Genomic DNA, 15761 nt, shown 5'->3' with positions numbered 1-15761 from the left:
CGGTCTACGCATCCGCGCGCCAGTGGCATACACTGCGCGGCCGTTTTTTGCCCGGAACCTGTGAGACATGAAAAACGCATCCCCAGCCCGTGCCTGCGGCATCGACTTCGGCACGTCCAACTCCACCGTCGGCTGGATCCGCCCCGGCGAGGAGACGCTGATCGCGCTGGAGGACGACAAGATCACATTGCCGTCAGTGGTCTTTTTCAACTTCGAGGAGCGCCGCCCGGTATACGGTCGCCTGGCGCTGCACGAATACCTGGAGAACTACGAAGGCCGCCTGATGCGCTCGCTCAAGAGCCTGCTGGGTTCCAAGCTGATCAAGCACGACACCAGCGTATTGGGCACGGCGATGCCGTTTACCGACCTGCTGGCGCTGTTTATCGGCCAGCTCAAGAGCCGCGCCGAAGCCACCGCCGGCCGCGAGTTCGAAGAAGTGGTGCTGGGCCGCCCGGTGTTTTTTGTCGATGACGACCCGATGGCCGACCAGGAAGCGGAAAACACCTTGGTGGACGTGGCGCGCAAGATCGGCTTCAAGGACATCTCGTTCCAATACGAACCGATCGCCGCGGCCTTCGACTATGAGTCCACCATCGAGAAAGAAGAGCTGGTACTGATCGTCGACATCGGCGGTGGTACGTCCGACTTCTCGCTGGTACGCCTTTCCCCGGACCGCCGCCACAACGACAACCGCCAGGACGACATCCTCGCCACCGGCGGCGTGCACATCGGCGGTACCGACTTCGACAAACAGCTCTCGCTGGCCGGCATGATGCCGCTGTTCGGCTACGGCAGCCGCATGAAAAGCGGCGCCTACATGCCTACCAGCCACCACATGAACCTGGCCACCTGGCACACCATCAACTCGGTGTACTCACAAAAATCCCAGCTGGCCCTGGGCAGCATGCGCTACGACATCGAAGACACCGGCGGCATCGACCGCCTGTTCAAGCTGATCGAACAGCGCGCCGGGCACTGGCTGGCCATGGAAGTGGAAGAGACCAAGATCCAACTCACCCATGAAGACAGCCGCCACGTGGCGCTGGATCGGGTTGAGCCTGGGTTGAGCGTGGACCTGAGCCGCGCACTGTTCGAGTCGGCCATCGACGGGCTGCTGGAGCGCGTGCGTAACAGCGTGACTCAGTTGCTGACCGATGCTTCGGTGGATGTAGCGCAGGTCGACACGGTGTTCTTCACCGGCGGTTCCAGCGGCATCCCGGCCCTGCGCCACAGCATCTCGGCGATGCTGCCGAATGCGCGGCATGTAGAAGGGAATATCTTTGGCAGCATTGGTAGCGGGTTGGCGATTGAGGCGAGTAAGCGCTACGGCATCTGATAGGACCTGATTTCACTGATGCTGCAAATCCAATGTGGGAGGGGCAAGCCCCCTCCCACAGTTACATCAGACCATCCCGCCGAGCTTCAGCTCACTCTTCAGGTACGCATAGTAAATCGGCCCCGCCACCACGCCCGGCAGCCCGAATGCGGCTTCGAACACCAGCATCGCCAGCAGCAATTCCCACGATTTGGCGCTGATTTGCCCACCGACGATCCGCGCGTTGAGGAAGTACTCGACCTTGTGGATCACGATCAGATAGCCCAACGCCGCCACCGCCACCCAGATCGACAGCGACAGCGCGACGATGGTGATCAGGGTGTTGGACATCAGGTTGCCGATCACTGGCAACAGGCCGAGCAGGAAGGTCAGTACGATCAGGGTTTTGGTCAGCGGCAGGTGAATGCCGCACAGCGGCAGCACCACGGCGAGGAACACGGCGGTGAAGGCGGTGTTGAGCGCAGCGATCTTGATCTGGGCGAAGACGATGTTGCGAAAGGCCTGGACCAGCAGGTGCAGGCGGTCGAACAGTGCAGCGGCCAGGGGTTTGCGTTTGGTCAGGTCGGGCACGCGCTGCAGGGCGATGATCGCGCCGAGCACCATGCCGATCAGCAGGGTGACGAACATGTGCGCGGCGTCTTTGCCGACCAGTTGCAGTTCGCTCAGGTGCTTGCTCAGCCACTCGCCGATGGCCACGCGAAATTCGGCGGCGCTGGCCGGCAGGTAGGCGTCGAGGAACGGCGGCAGTTGGCCGCGTGCGCGGTCGACCACGCCCATGAATTTGTCGAGGGACGCTCCGGGGTTTTCTGCTTCGTGGAGCAGGAAGCTGATGGCGCCGGCGAAGATCAGGGCCAGCACGCTGACGATCAGGGTGCCAAGCAACGCCACCGCCAGCCAGCGGGCGCGACGGCCTTCGATCAGCCGTTGCAGTTGGGGGGTGAGCATGTTGACCAGTTCATAGACCAACAGGCCGGCCAGCAAGCTGGGCAGCAATTTCAGCGGCAATACGAGGAGCAATCCGCCGAAGATGATGATGTAGCTGGCCAGCAACAAGACATGACGCTGAGAAAACGTTGGCATACAGCCTCAAAACGAACGACGTTAAAGGATGGGCAGTCTGCCAGCCTTGAAGGAATCAAGCGAGTGGATAGGTGGTGAATGCGATCAAGTGTGGGAGGGGCTCCCACATTTGATCGTCGGCGCCTGCGAAATCGTGATCAACCTTTGAGGCAGGTGCTCATGAACGTCTTGCGCGCATCGCCGGTCAGCGCTTTGGTTTTCGCCGACGCATTGCAATCCTTCATCTTCTGCTGCTGCGGCGTCAGGGCCTTGGCGTCATTGGCCGCCGGGGCCGACAGGCAGGTTTTCATGAAGGCCTTGCGGTCGTCGCCCTTGAGCGTCTTGGTGGTGGCTTCGGCATTGCAGGTGGTCATCTTGTTTTGCTGGGCGGTGGCGGCAAAGCCTTGGGAACACAGCAACAGGCCCATCATCAACAACGGAATACGCAGCATCTTCATGGAGTTTTCTCCCGGTTACCACGCCGAGGGGCGCGGCCTATGCGCAGTGTAGTCAAAGCCTGTTACATCTTCATCCACGGCGAATATTCGTCCGGCGATACTGCTCCGGCGTGCAGCCGGCGTGGCGCTGGAACATCGCGATAAATGCCGAGGCGGTGCTGTAGCCGAGGTCGAACGCCACCTGTTGCACGCTGCGCTCGCTGTCGAGGGCTTCAATGGCCGCGAGGTAGCGCAGGCGCTGGCGCCATTCACCGAAGCTCATGCCCAACTCGCGCACAAACTGGCGCGCCAGGGTGCGTTCGCTCACGTGCACCTGCTCAGCCCATTGCGCCAGCGGGCGGTTGTCGCCAGGGTCGGCCTGCATGCCTTCCAGTACGCCGAGCAACCCTGAATGACGGGCGTAGGGCAGGAAACCGTCGTGGATCGGTGCCTGCCGTAGTTGATCCACCAGTACCTGGGCCAGGCGGATGTCGGCTTCGGTGTGCGGGATATTCACATCACGCCGGGCGAAGTCGCGCAGGATCGCCTTGAGAATATCGCTGATGGCCAGGGTGCAAGGCTGGGGCGGCAGTTGCTCGCAGAGCGCGGGGGCCAGGCCCACGGAGTGATAGACAATCGCCTGGGCGGTGTAGGAACTGTGCTCAGTATTGGGTGGGATCCACACCGCGTACTGCGGCGGCGACATAAACCGGTTGCCCGCCACTTCCATGCGCATCACACCGCTGGCGGAGTAATCCAGCGATCCCCAGAAATGCTTATGCGGCGTGCATTCGGTGTCGGGGGCGAAGTCGGAATACCGGAAGTACACCGGGCTCGGCAGGCTGCGAAAATCCGCAAGGCGTACGGTATGTCTGGCCATATTGTCTGGATGCAAAGGTGATTTGTCTGGATCGAAGTATAGGCTTCGATCCAGACAAGGGATAATCCCGCCTCATCAACACACTTGGTTTCTTTCGATGCAATACGCGTATCCCCTGCTGGCCATTTTTATCTGGGCCGGCAACACCGTGGTCAACAAACTGGCCGTGGGTGCGATCTTCCCGTCGGAGATCGGCTTTTATCGCTGGCTGCTGGCGGCGCTGCTGTTCACGCCATTTATGCTTAAGCCAGTGATCGCCCATTGGGCGCAGATTCGCCCGAACCTGGGCAAGATCGTCATCCTCGGCGTGCTGGGCATGGCCGTATACCAAAGCCTGGCGTATTACGCCGCGTCCCTGACCACCGCCACCAACATGGGCATCATCCTGTCGCTGATGCCATTGATGGCGCTGACGGCGGCGATCATCAGCCTCGGCCAGCGCCTGACCTTCGGCGCGCTCACCGGCGCGGTGCTGTCGTTTGCCGGCGTGGTCGTGGTGGTGTCGTCCGGCAGCCTGGGCGCGCTGTTGCAGCACGGCGTCAACCTGGGCGACGCCATGATGCTGGTCGCCACATTGGCCTACGCGGTCTACAGCACACTGCTGAAAAAATGGCAGCTGCGCCTGCCGCCGCTGGTGTTGCTGTATTTGCAGATACTGGTGGCCGTGCTGGTGTTGTTTCCGCTGTTCCTGTTCTCGGCCAAAGCCGGCCTTGGCTGGGCGAATATCCCGCTGGTGCTGTACGCCTGCTTGCTGGCATCGATGCTCGCGCCATTGGCGTGGATGCATTCGGTGAAGACCTTGGGGCCAAGTCGTACCACGCTGTTTTTCAACCTGCTGCCGTTGATTACTGCGTTGATTGCGGCGGTGGTGCTGAAGGAGCAGTTGGCGATGTATCACCTGGTGGGTGGTTTGCTGACCCTGGGCGGGGTGATCTTGTCGGAGCGCTGGACCACGCCGGTGCGCCGCCGGGCTTAAACACCCGCGGCTTTCAAGCGCCGGGCATGCTCCACAAACAATCGGATCGGCTCGGCGCCCTTGCCCACCAGCCCCAGTGACTGGTTGACGATATCAAAGTGGTCCAGGGCAAAGTCATCGCCGATTACCGTGCCCAAGTGCGAGCTGTAGCGCCCGACCATGCCGTCGCACTGGCCCTTTTCCCGCACAAAGCTGCGGGCGAACAAGCGACAGCTGCGACTCGTACCGTCGAACAGGTTGCGACCACGGTCGGTGATACCCGGCTGCAACGTGCCGGACCACGAGTAATAGCGCACGCCGTTGACCACCTCCGCGCCCTGCCCGCCCCACGTCTCGGGCAAGCCTTGGGGATACTGGCGATTGAACAGTGCTACCCCTTCACTGGTCAGGGAATGGTGCGATGCCTGCAAGTCCGGCTTGAAGCGCGGCCCGCGATAGCCGGTTTCCAGCACGCCCATCACCCAGGCGACCAGGTGAAACAGCGCGCTCATGATCCGGCCCTTGGCGCCGTCGGCCGGGTAATGGCGGTGGATATGGTCTGCCAGCTCGGAACCATGGTTGGGCCCGGCCACCGAGGTCACCGACGCCACCCATTCCGGGCGCTTGGCCGCTGCATAACGCGCGGTCAGCGAGCCTTGGCTATGGCCGATCAGGTTGACCTTATCCAGGCCGGTCTCACGGCGAATACGTTCGATCTGCACCAGCAACTGCTCGCCGCGCACTTCGCTGGAGTCCAGCGGCGCCACCTGCACCGGGAACACCTGCGCCCCGCCCGCGCGCAAGGTCGGAACAATGCCGTACCAATACGGGAAGAACCCGAGGCGCACAAACCCGAGCATGCCGGGCACCAGCACCAGGGGGTAACGCGTGGCTAACGACTGCGGCATGACGCGAACGTCCTCGAAACTGAAGTCCTGCCGTGCAGCCTAGCGCAACCTCAAGTCGGGCTGATGACGCCGGGGATGAATCCGATAAAACTTTTTGCGTTGCCTGGGACTCACAACTTGGAGCGATCACGCCAGCAGAGCGTGGCGCAAAACCGGATTAGCACCAGGAGATTGAGATGACTGAAGCACATTTGACCGACGTTGCGACCCTGCGCAGCCGCGCCCGCCAGAACGTCGAAAACGGCGCCGTGACCGAAGGCTACGACGCCGATCGCGAAGAAATCATCCGCCTGCTCAACGAGTCGCTGGCCACCGAATTGGTCTGCGTGCTGCGCTACAAGCGCCACTACTTCATGGCCAGCGGCGTAAAAGCCGCCGTCGCCGCAGACGAATTCCTGGAGCACGCCACCCAGGAAGCCGAGCACGCCGACAAACTCGCCGAACGCATCGTGCAACTGGGCGGCGAGCCGGAGTTCAACCCCGACCTGCTGTCGAAGAACTCCCATGCGCAATACGTGGCCGGCAATACCTTGAAGGAAATGGTCTACGAAGACCTGGTGGCCGAGCGCATCGCGGTGGACAGCTACCGCGAGATCATCCAATACATCGGCGACAAAGACCCGACCACGCGCCGCCTATTTGAGGAGATCCTCGCCCAGGAAGAAGAGCATGCGGACGATATGGCGGATATTCTTGAAAGTCTGTAAATAGCGGCGCAGAAAAAGGGGGGAACTGATTGCTCAGTTCCCCCCCACTGCTTCTGCGATGACGTCACCCTGTCAGAAACCAAGATACGGCCATTCCAACGATGGAAGAGATAGTCAGCAAAAAGGGAATGACCATCCAGAGTTTCAGGCTCTTCGGGATTCGCCTTACATCCTCAACGAACACCAAGTGGCGCCATTGAAAAACCTTTGGCATGAGGATAACAATGGCGATAACGAAAAGACGCTTAAGCCTCCCACCAAACAGCCCGAATCCGAATCTGTATTTAAACGTCACGATGAATGAGCTGAACTTTAAGTGCTCTTCGGCTTTTTCGAGTTTTGTATAGATGGCATAAATGCATATGGGGAAACACAGCATCATAATAATGGCCGATATCATACCCATGGACTCAAGTGTCATTTGCTCCCCCTGAAAGCCTCATAAAGACTCGTACCAACCTGCTCTCCATACTCATTTCCCAGCGGCCCTGCGGTTGCACCTCCGATTACCCCACCCGAACGCAAGTTTTCCTCCCTCGACAAACTTCGCCCGCGTACATTCCTGCTCGCGCCCGCTGGAACACGCCTCTGTTATCTTTTTAATAGAGCCGTCATTTTTCAACCCCGTCCCCAAACGCGCCATACCAGAGAGCTGAAGATCCAGCGTCGCGAACAGCGCCCTGCGCTTGACCAGAAACTCATTCCTCGCCTCCATGGTCCCGCGCCTCAAGTACTGTTTATGCAAATCATCAATTTCCCTGAGGGTCTTTTCGATTTGCGCCAAGTGCTTGCTCCAGGTGCTGCTGGCGCTCCCGATGGCGAGTGAGGCATGGGACATGATTGCCTGTAGCTGATCGTAGTTTTTGATCAGAAACTGATCGCTTGCAGAGTGCGCCATCAACGCCTGTTTTATGTTCTGCGCGGAGCGCATCAGCTGTGCTTCTTCAGCGGTACAAGATGCCGTACGCGCATCTGGAATGATCACCAACTGCCCAGGCAATACCACGACATTGCGGATATGTTGGTTGACGATGTCGAACTTCGCTTGTGTATGAAAGCCTAGAGAAAGACTGAGTTTGAGCAATGGATAAGGCTGGGGTCGCTCATTGATAAATGCGTAGGGTCCCTGCATGGATTACATCTCCTATTAACAGTCGCGGCCGACTATAGGAAGGCAAGCCAGGAGGCGTAAGGGGAATCAGAGGCGGTTTCAGCACTTCAGAAATGGGCTACACAAAACCAGGATCATGCTTACGGCACGGCCATAAAAAAGGCGACCCAACGGTCGCCTTTTCCGACAATTTCGACGATCAGCCTTTCACCGTCTTTGGCGCCTTGCCTTCTTTCATCTGCTGCAACAGCGGTGCACATTCGTTGGGCTCGCCGCCACTTGGGGCGACCAGCGCAAGCAACCCGGCGGCAGGACCGGCGATCACACCCAGTGCCACCATGCCGGCGCCGCGCAAGGCCAGTGGAATAGCCTTCACGCCGGCATTGGGCTTGATGAACGGCCCGTTCACGTAAAGCGGCGAGCGCAGGGAGAAGAGGCGGAAGCCTTTGGATTCCGGCGTGACGGTCAGGTCCAACTGTTCGGTGGCCATGTTCGCGGTGCCGTCGACGTAGATGATGGCGTTCTCGGTATCGAACACAAACAGCCGCGTGGTCGCCAGGCCGGTCTTGATGCCGAAGTCCGCCGCCGCACAGTTGATCTTCACTTCCTTGTCGCCGAACAAACGGCCCACCACATAGTTGCCGACGTTGAGCCCGGCAATTTCCATCAGGCCACGGCTGATGGCGCCGTCGTTGATCAGCATCTTCAGGTCACCGTTGGAACTGCCCAACAGCGCCGCCACGGAGTTGCCGCGCCCAGCAATATCGGCATCGCCGTTGAGTTCACCGAAGCTGGTTTTCATCGGCTCGAAGGTCGGGAACAGTTGCTTGAGCTTGAAGTTACGTGCGGTCAGCCTGGCGCGACCTTCCATCGGCGTGATGCGCCCATTCAGGCGGATCTGCGCATCGAGCTTGCCGCCGGCAACGCCGAAACGCAGGGGTTCCAGGCTTAGCTCGCCGTCATTGAGCACAACGTGGGTGTAGAGGTCAGTGAAGGGCAACTCGGCACTGTGCACAATGCGTTTGCCGGTGAATTCCACGTCGGCGTCCATGTCGCGCCAGCGTTCGGTGCGGAACTCTTCCACTGGCAGCACTTTGGTCGCCGGCTGCTTGCTTTCGCCGCCACGGGCCTTTTGCTTGGCGTTGGAGTCGGCGCCAATCAAGGGGGCCAAGTCAGTCATCAGCAACTGGTTGGACACCAGCGCGCCGCTGAGCTTGGGCCGTGGCTGGCTGGCGACGTAGCCGAGGTTGCCGTGGATATCGCTGTTGCCGATCTTGCCGTTGAAGTTTTCGTAACGAAAGGACGCGCCGCTGGCCTCGTGCAGCTTGGCGATCAAGTGGCCGTCGGTGGCGTAGGCCGGCGAGTCCGGCAGGGTGACGCCGGTCAGCGGGTACAGGTTGCCCAGGCTGCTGCCGGACAGTTTCAGGCGCAGGTCGAGGGCGCCGAGGTTGAGCGGGTCGGTCAAGGTCCCGGCCAGGGCGATGCTGGTGTCGGCGATCTTGACCTGGGCCTGCAGCGGGAACGGCTTGGCCGCGTCCTGCAGGGCCAGCAGGCCGCCGATTTTGCCGGTGCCATCCAGCTTCTGGCCGTGGTACTGGCCTTTGACCTTGAGGGCGAACGCATAGTCCTGGGGCGCGGAGCCTTTTTCCAGGGCCTTCCTGGCATCGGCATCACCGACGATTTCACCAAACGGGATCGGTTTGCCCAGGGGGTCGATGATCACGTCGAGCTGGGTCTTGAGGGTCTGGTCGTCGAGGGTCACGTGGCCTTTATCGAAACCGATGGCGCCGATGTCCACCACCCAGTTGGAGGGTTCGGCATTCGGGTCCTTAGGGTCGAACGTGAAGGTCCAATTGGCCCGGCCATCGGCCAGGCGCTGCAACGCGGCGCTCGGTTCGGTGAGGTCGATACGCGGAATCACCACGTGCTGCACCAGCAGCGCCAGGGGCGAAATACGCAGCTCGACTTTTTTCAGCGTGACCATCTGCGGTTTTTTCGACCAATCGGGGTTGCCCAAGGTCAGGTCTTCGGCGATCACGTGGGGCCATGGCACCCAGGCACGCCAACCGCCTTCATCGGGCTCGCGCTGCCACACCACGGCGAGGTTGCCATTGATGGCAAACGGGCGATGCAGTTCTTCGGAAACTTTGGCATTGAGGGGCGGCTTGATGCGGTTCCAGTCAAAAAACACCAGGACCAGGACCGCTACGGCGATTAACAGAACGAAGCTGGCGCAGCTCCAGGCGACGATTTTACGAGTGCGCGTCATTGCACAGGACTCCTCAACACGACTAGCTGAACTACAGCTCAATAAGGGTACGACTGGTAAACCGTCCGGGGGTTTAACCCAGTGGCCGATTTAGTCTCAAAAAGCCATTTTCCTGATCAACCAGACAAATCCGATCATCGACGGCGCACCATTGTTACCCAGGTTCGTGTCGAAAATACCCACCACGGTGCAAAACCGCGTGCTTGAGAGGTCCGGTCTAGAGCCTCCGCAAGGAACAATCAATTCTGTTGATTATTACCATTGTGTTTATGAACTTTTATATCGACATATCGAGAGTAGCATTAGTCCTGTACCCACTTTATCGCCCTCCCAAGGAGCAACCATCATGAAACGCCAAGTACTCGCTACCGTCCTGTTGTCCATCCTGGCCTCCAGCGCTTTTGCCCTGCCAGCCGCTGAACAAGTCACCCCTCAAGTCAAAGCCGACGCCGTGCACTTCAGCCAGACCCTGGCCCGTAGCGGTTCGCAAGAAGAAGATGCCCGTGACTACGCCAAAGGCGCTGTTGCAGAAAACGGTTCGGATCAGATCAGCAAACGCGCTCACGCCGAAGGCCTGACCGAAAACGGCAGCGATCGCCTGCATGAGAATGGTCTGGTTGAAGATGGTGCCGATCAAATCAGCAAGCGCGCCTACGCTGAAGGTGTTGCCGAAGATGGTTCGGATCGCCTGAAAGAACAAAATCAAGCACAGAGCTAACCCTATGGTAGCCCAGAAAAAAGCCCGATCACCTGATCGGGCTTTTGACCTTTTGTAGAACCTGTCACGCTCGCCTGCCCCGCCAAGTTCGACGCCAACAGAGCTGTTTTGCTAGAGTGCGTCGCTGTACTTGCCGACAAAGCCCCCGCCCATGCTGCCCCGCGCCGAACAGAAGCAACAGACCCGCCTTGCCCTGATGGACGCTGCCCGCCATCTGATGGAGTGTGGCCGTGGGTTTGGCAGCCTGAGTCTGCGGGAAGTGGCCAAGACGGCCGGCATTGTGCCCACCGGTTTCTATCGCCATTTTGCCGATATGGACCAGCTTGGGCTCGTCCTGGTGAGTGAAGTCGGCCAGACCTTTCGCGCGACCATTCGCCTGGTGCGCCACAACGAGTTCGTGATGGGCGGCATCATCGACGCCTCGGTGCGGATCTTTCTCGATGTGGTCACGGCCAACCGTTCGCAATTCCTGTTCCTGGCCCGCGAGCAATATGGCGGCTGCCTCGCCGTGCGCCAAGCCATCAGCGCTTTGCGCGAAGACATCACCCATGACCTGGCGGCCGACCTGACCCTGATGCCCAAGTTGCAGCACCTGGACAGCGAGGGCCTGCACGTGATGGCCGACCTGATCGTCAAAAGCGTGTTCGCCACCCTCCCCGACATCATCGACCCACCGGCGCATGCCTTGCCGGCCCATCTCACGCCACAGGCGAAAATCACCCAGCAACTGCGCTTTATCTTTATCGGCCTCAAGCACTGGCAGGGCCTGGGCAGCACCGAGTAAGCCGATCAACCCGCCGAATGGAAACGCTTGGCGGTGGTGTAGTTCTTGTTCCAGTAGCTGTTGCTCAGCGAATCGATACGCACGGTCTTGCCGGTGCGCGGCGAATGAATGAATTTGCCCTGGCCTATATAGAGACCCACATGGCTGACCTGGCCGCGCACATTACCCTTGAAGAACACCGCATCGCCGGGCTTGAGCGCACTGCGCTGGATGGTAGCGGCCGTCGATCGGTGCATCGCCGCGGTCGTGCGCGGGATCTGGATATTGGCTTCGGTCTTGAACAGGTAAACCAGGAAACTGCTGCAATCGAACCCTTGCTTCGCGGAAGTGCCGCCCCATTTGTAGGGCGTGCCCAGCAACTCATGCGCGCGGTCGATCACGTTCTCGATTGCTTCGCTTTTAAGTGACGACGCGAAGGCAGGACGAGGCTGAAAGTTGGCCGAAGCGGATGACACAACAAAAGACAGGCTGACAATGACTAAACAACATAATGATTTGAACATGATGAACGTCGCAGGGAATTAAACAGGGCGCAAAGCCTAATGATTCCTTACGTAACGCGATGAACGCCGAATCCCCATATCACGTAGGACAAATCCGAAACGCTCACAACAGGTGCGACCAGCAATAGCGCGCACCATTTTGGGTCAGCTCTCGACTCTTTAAACGCCCTGTTTAGTGGCATCAAAGGGCCGTCCTACAAGCAATTCCTACTCACCCTCCGGGTTGGCAAGCCCCTTGCTCTAGCTGTTTCATCGCTCATAGCTGGAAGCTTCCTGATGCTGGTGATCCACCGCCGAATCGCCCCCCAAGCCCTCTGGGCCGCTGAGTTGCTGCTGAACTTCGAAGCACGCAGCAAGAGCCGCTTGCGCTGTTTCAGTGCCGACGGTGAAGACGTCGGCTTGTTTCTGGAGCGTGGCCAGCCACCGTTGCACGATGGCGAATGCCTACAGGCGGAAGACGGACGTGTCGTACGTGTCTGCGCGCGGCCTGAACAACTGCTGCACGTCACCTGCGCCAACGCGTTTGAACTGACCCGCGCCGCCTATCACCTCGGTAACCGCCACGTGGCGTTGCAGGTTGGTGATGGCTGGCTGCGCCTGCTTGATGACTATGTCCTCAAGGCCATGCTTGAACAGCTGGGCGCCACCACGCAGACGATCGAAGCGCCATTCCAGCCGGAGCACGGTGCCTATGGCGGTGGTCACCATCATTCACGCCATGGCGATGAAGATTTCAACTATCCGCCCAAGCTGCACCAGTTCGGCGTGCGTTTATGAACCCAGCCTGGGCGCTGCTGCGTCTGGCCAGTCCGCAATTGCCGATTGGCGGCTACAGCTATTCCCAAGGCCTGGAGATGGCCGTGGAGAATGGCCGCGTGAAGGACGCCGCCAGCGCTCGCCGCTGGATCAGCGACCAGTTGCTGCTGAACCTGGCGCGTTTCGAAGCGCCGCTGCTGCTCGCCCATTGCCGCGCTGCAGCCGAGCAGGATTGGCCGACACTCTCGCAACTGTGCGAAGCGCACCAGGCCAGCCGCGAGACCCGCGAGCTGTATCAAGAAAGCCGCCAGATGGGCTACTCCTTGCACCAATTGCTCAACGGTCTGCCGGAGCTGGACAGCGCAGCCCGCACCTTTCTTGAGCAACGCAGCGAACCCCACCTGGCCCTGGGCTGGGCCCTGGCCGCACGCGCCTGGGCCATCAGCCCCGACGACGCCCTCGCCGCCTGGCTGTGGAGCTGGCTGGAAAATCAACTGGCCGTGCTGATGAAAACCCTGCCCCTGGGCCAACAAGCCGCCCAACGCCTGACCAGTGAGCTGCTGCCGCTGCTGCAACAGGCCCAGCAGGATGCCGCCCGCATCGACCCCCATCATTTCGGCAGCGCCGCGTTCGGCCTGTCCCTGGCGTGCATGGCCCATGAGCGCCAGTACAGCCGCCTGTTCCGTTCCTAGGAGCGCTTTATTTGGAGAAGCACATGAACACACAACCCCTGCGCGTCGGCATCGGCGGCCCGGTCGGCTCCGGCAAAACCGCCCTGACCCTGGCCCTGTGCCTCGCGCTGCGCGACCGCTACAACCTGGCGGTGGTTACCAACGACATCTATACCCGCGAAGACGCTGACTTCCTGGTGCGCAACCAGGCCCTGGCGCCCGAGCGCATCATCGGCGTAGAAACCGGCGGCTGCCCGCACACGGCCATCCGTGAAGACGCCTCGATCAACCTGGAGGCGGTCGACCAACTCAACCGTCGCTTTCCCGGCCTGGACCTGATTCTGGTGGAGTCCGGTGGGGACAACCTCTCGGCCACGTTCAGCCCGGAACTGTCGGACCTGACGATCTATGTGATCGATGTGTCGGCTGGCGACAAACTGCCGCGCAAAGGCGGCCCAGGCATCTGCAAATCCGACCTGCTGGTGATCAACAAGATCGACCTCGCGCCGCTGGTCGGCGCGTCGCTGGAGCTGATGAACAGCGACACCCAGCGCATGCGCAACGGTAAACCCTTTGTGTTCAGCAACCAGAAAACCGGCGTCGGCCTGGACGAGATTGTCGCCTTTATCGAACGCCAGGGCCTGCTGACCACCGCCGCCTGATCAACCCATAAGGAACCTGTCTATGAGCCTCAACAAACTCTTCGCCGCTGCCGTCCTGCTGCTCGCCCCGGCGTTGGCCTTCGCGCATCCGGGTCATGGCGACAATGGCCTGGTGGCCGGTATCAGCCACCCATTGGGCGGCATCGATCACTTGCTGGCCATGATTGCCGTCGGCCTGTGGGCAGCGCAGCAGAAAGGCGCCGCCCGTTGGGCCCTGCCGTGCACCTTTGTCGGCACCATGCTGATTGGCGGCGTGTTGGGTTTTGAAGGCCTGGCATTGCCGGCGCTGGAAAGCGGGATTGCCGCGTCGGTGCTCGCACTGGGCCTGGCTGTGGCGCTGGCGGTGCGTCCGCCGCTGTTCATGGCGGTGGGCGCTACGGCGTTGTTTGCGCTGTTCCATGGGGTCGCCCATGGCCTGGAACTGCCGGAGATGTCCAACCCTTGGGCGTATGCCGCTGGGTTCGTCGGCGCGACCGCTGCATTGCACGCGGCCGGGTATGCCGTGGTGCGTTTTCTGCCGGCTGCGGCGGCGCCGTTGGTGCGGGTAGCCGGGGCGGCTTCGGCGGCGACTGGGGTTTGGTTGCTGGCGGGCTGATCTGCGGCGCGCTTTAGGGATTCATCGCGGACAAATGTGGGAGGGGGCTTGCCCCCGATAGCGGTGGCACAGACAACACCGTTCCCAAGCCTGCTACCATGCGCGCCTACACCCCTGCCGTGACGACGCCAGCCAATGCCCATCGCTTCCCAGCCTACGTTGAATTCCGTACTCACCCATTTCCACACCCTGATCGTGCCGCTCTGGCAGGGCCCGGGCTGGAATGCCGAGTTGGCGCTGCCCTATGAGGCGCTGGATGCCGATCATCGGCCTTTGCCGCCGCAACGCTACCGCGCCATGGCCTGCGCGCGGCAGTTATACCTGTTCGCCAGCCTGATCGGCGAACCCGACGCGGCCTTCGCCGAAGAGCGTGCCGCTGCGCTGTTCCGTTCCCTGCAACGGCACTTCCACGACGCCGAGCACGGCGGCTGGTTCTACAGCATAGACCCGGCCGGGCAGCCGCTGGATAAGCGCAAAGACCTCTACACCCACGCCTTCATCATCTTCGCCTGCGCCCACTACTGGGCCAAAGTGCGCGAACCGTTGGTCGAATCGGTACTCAACGCGGCCCTTGAAGTGGTCGCTGAGCGTTTCGCCACCGGCGATGGCCTTTACGAGGCGGTGCTTGAGCGTAATTGGTCGTCCCTCAAGTCCGGCCCGCTGCAAAACCCGTTGATGCACCTGGCCGAAGGCTTTCTCGCCACCCTCGCGGTGCGCGAAGACGCCGAGGTACAAGCGGCGTTGCTGACCTTGGCGACGGCCATGCAACAGCGCTTCATCGACCGCCAGCATGGCGTGATGATGGAAAAACCGCTGGGCGCTGTGGATAACTGGTTCGAGCCAGGGCATCAGTTCGAGTGGTTCTTCTTGCTGGAATCGTCCCCCTTCTTACGCGGCACGCCGTTGCATGCCTCACTGACTCGGGCATTTGCCTACGCCGAGCAGAAGGGTGTGGACAAGTTAAGCGGCGCGGTGAGCGGCATGCTTAGCCTGGACGGCAGTGTGCGTGACGCCACCCAGCGCATCTGGGCCCAGGCGGAATACCTGCGGGCGCTGACCTTGCGGCCGGGCAGTGAGGCGGTGTTACAGCGCCAGTTGCTGGCGCTGCAAGAGCATTTCCTGCATGACAGAGGTTGGCATGAATGCCTGGATGCCAACGGTGCCGTGAGCCGACGGGACATGCCGTCGACGACGCCTTATCACTTGGCGACCTGCTATCAGGGCCTGATTCAGCATCTGCGCTGACCTTCAGAGCCTCATCGGGGCATGAGTATCTACACAACTCTTAAAGGCTGACACAGAATCCTGTGGTGAGCGGGCTTGCCCGCTCACCACAACAGCCCATTTGCCATAGATTGAGCATCCTCCGGAAGTTGTGTAGATGCCCATGCTCATCGGCGGCGCGACGAT

18 protein-coding genes are annotated in these 15761 nt (G+C 60.7%); 10 read left to right on the top strand and 8 right to left on the bottom strand.

Features of this window, described 5'->3' with window-relative positions; translation table 11 throughout:
• The first annotated feature begins 67 nt into the window (after positions 1-67).
• Positions 68-1336 (top strand): Hsp70 family protein, encoded by a 1269-nt coding sequence (locus NDJ82_RS22275; protein ID WP_099583635.1) that lies wholly within the window; start codon positions 68-70, stop codon positions 1334-1336.
• A 66-nt stretch (positions 1337-1402) separates the two neighbouring features.
• On the opposite strand, the gene NDJ82_RS22270 is transcribed toward NDJ82_RS22275, so the two are convergent.
• The 3 genes from NDJ82_RS22270 to NDJ82_RS22260 all read right to left on the bottom strand — a co-directional run bounded on the left by NDJ82_RS22270 (position 1403) and on the right by NDJ82_RS22260 (position 3712).
• Positions 1403-2416, bottom strand: a complete 1014-nt coding sequence (locus NDJ82_RS22270; RefSeq protein ID WP_049710256.1) for an AI-2E family transporter — start codon at positions 2414-2416, stop codon at positions 1403-1405.
• Positions 2417-2553: 137 nt separating this feature from the next.
• Positions 2554-2853: a PsiF family protein gene (locus NDJ82_RS22265; protein ID WP_250926298.1), complete on the bottom strand. Its 300-nt coding sequence runs from the start codon at positions 2851-2853 to the stop codon at positions 2554-2556.
• Positions 2854-2923: 70 nt separating this feature from the next.
• A complete protein-coding gene (locus NDJ82_RS22260; protein ID WP_250926297.1) occupies positions 2924-3712 on the bottom strand; it encodes an AraC family transcriptional regulator in 789 nt (262 codons plus the stop codon).
• A gap of 97 nt (positions 3713-3809) precedes the next feature.
• On the opposite strand from NDJ82_RS22260, the gene NDJ82_RS22255 reads away from it, so the two are divergent.
• Positions 3810-4688, top strand: a complete 879-nt coding sequence (locus NDJ82_RS22255; RefSeq protein ID WP_250926296.1) for a DMT family transporter — start codon at positions 3810-3812, stop codon at positions 4686-4688.
• Here NDJ82_RS22255 and NDJ82_RS22250 read toward each other — a convergent pair.
• Complete coding sequence (locus NDJ82_RS22250) at positions 4685-5575, bottom strand: esterase/lipase family protein (RefSeq protein ID WP_250926295.1); 891 nt, start codon at positions 5573-5575, stop codon at positions 4685-4687. The genes NDJ82_RS22255 and NDJ82_RS22250 overlap by 4 nt on opposite strands.
• 176 nt (positions 5576-5751) lie before the next feature.
• On the opposite strand from NDJ82_RS22250, the gene NDJ82_RS22245 reads away from it, so the two are divergent.
• The gene (locus NDJ82_RS22245) at positions 5752-6282 is read left to right on the top strand and encodes a ferritin-like domain-containing protein (RefSeq protein WP_099583639.1); all 531 of its coding nucleotides are present in this window, start codon (positions 5752-5754) and stop codon (positions 6280-6282) included.
• A gap of 64 nt (positions 6283-6346) precedes the next feature.
• Here the strand turns inward: NDJ82_RS22245 and NDJ82_RS22240 are convergent, their stop codons facing one another.
• The 3 genes from NDJ82_RS22240 to NDJ82_RS22230 all read right to left on the bottom strand — a co-directional run bounded on the left by NDJ82_RS22240 (position 6347) and on the right by NDJ82_RS22230 (position 9662).
• Positions 6347-6703 carry a hypothetical protein gene (locus tag NDJ82_RS22240; protein WP_250926294.1) on the bottom strand — a complete coding sequence of 119 codons (357 nt, stop codon included), beginning with the start codon at positions 6701-6703 and terminating at the stop codon, positions 6347-6349.
• Between the two features lie 51 nt (positions 6704-6754).
• On the bottom strand, positions 6755-7414 hold the full coding sequence (locus tag NDJ82_RS22235) for a hypothetical protein (protein ID WP_244643607.1): 660 nt from the start codon (positions 7412-7414) through the stop codon (positions 6755-6757).
• A gap of 178 nt (positions 7415-7592) precedes the next feature.
• A complete protein-coding gene (locus NDJ82_RS22230) occupies positions 7593-9662 on the bottom strand; it encodes an AsmA family protein (RefSeq protein ID WP_099583641.1) in 2070 nt (689 codons plus the stop codon).
• Between the two features lie 346 nt (positions 9663-10008).
• On the opposite strand from NDJ82_RS22230, the gene NDJ82_RS22225 reads away from it, so the two are divergent.
• Positions 10009-10380 (top strand): hypothetical protein, encoded by a 372-nt coding sequence (locus NDJ82_RS22225; protein WP_099583642.1) that lies wholly within the window; start codon positions 10009-10011, stop codon positions 10378-10380.
• 151 nt (positions 10381-10531) lie between these two features.
• Positions 10532-11164, top strand: coding sequence for a TetR family transcriptional regulator (locus tag NDJ82_RS22220; RefSeq protein WP_250926293.1), 633 nt, complete (start codon positions 10532-10534; stop codon positions 11162-11164).
• Between the two features lie 5 nt (positions 11165-11169).
• Here NDJ82_RS22220 and NDJ82_RS22215 read toward each other — a convergent pair whose 3' ends face one another.
• The gene (locus tag NDJ82_RS22215) at positions 11170-11667 is read right to left on the bottom strand and encodes a C40 family peptidase (protein ID WP_250926292.1); all 498 of its coding nucleotides are present in this window, start codon (positions 11665-11667) and stop codon (positions 11170-11172) included.
• A 276-nt stretch (positions 11668-11943) separates the two neighbouring features.
• Between NDJ82_RS22215 and ureE the strand changes: the two genes are divergently transcribed.
• The 5 genes from ureE (at position 11944) to NDJ82_RS22190 (ending at position 15596) form a co-directional block, all read left to right on the top strand.
• Positions 11944-12444 (top strand): urease accessory protein UreE, encoded by a 501-nt coding sequence (gene ureE / locus NDJ82_RS22210; RefSeq protein ID WP_099583645.1) that lies wholly within the window; start codon positions 11944-11946, stop codon positions 12442-12444.
• Positions 12441-13115, top strand: coding sequence for an urease accessory protein UreF (locus tag NDJ82_RS22205; RefSeq protein WP_099583646.1), 675 nt, complete (start codon positions 12441-12443; stop codon positions 13113-13115). Before ureE ends, NDJ82_RS22205 begins: the two co-directional genes overlap by 4 nt.
• Before the next feature lie 23 nt (positions 13116-13138).
• Entirely contained in the window at positions 13139-13756 is a 618-nt protein-coding gene (ureG, locus tag NDJ82_RS22200; RefSeq protein WP_099583647.1) for an urease accessory protein UreG, read from the top strand.
• Between the two features lie 22 nt (positions 13757-13778).
• Positions 13779-14351, top strand: a complete 573-nt coding sequence (locus NDJ82_RS22195) for a HupE/UreJ family protein (protein ID WP_191959630.1) — start codon at positions 13779-13781, stop codon at positions 14349-14351.
• A 135-nt stretch (positions 14352-14486) separates the two neighbouring features.
• A complete protein-coding gene (locus NDJ82_RS22190) occupies positions 14487-15596 on the top strand; it encodes an AGE family epimerase/isomerase (protein WP_250926291.1) in 1110 nt (369 codons plus the stop codon).
• Positions 15597-15761: the final 165 nt, after the last annotated feature.

The sequence above is a fragment of the Pseudomonas sp. SR18 genome (assembly GCF_023701505.1).
In the GTDB taxonomy this organism is placed as follows: domain Bacteria; phylum Pseudomonadota; class Gammaproteobacteria; order Pseudomonadales; family Pseudomonadaceae; genus Aquipseudomonas; species Aquipseudomonas cyclaminis.
The sequence above is the reverse complement of the archived record's forward strand: the minus strand, read 5'-3'. Positions and strand labels throughout refer to the sequence as shown.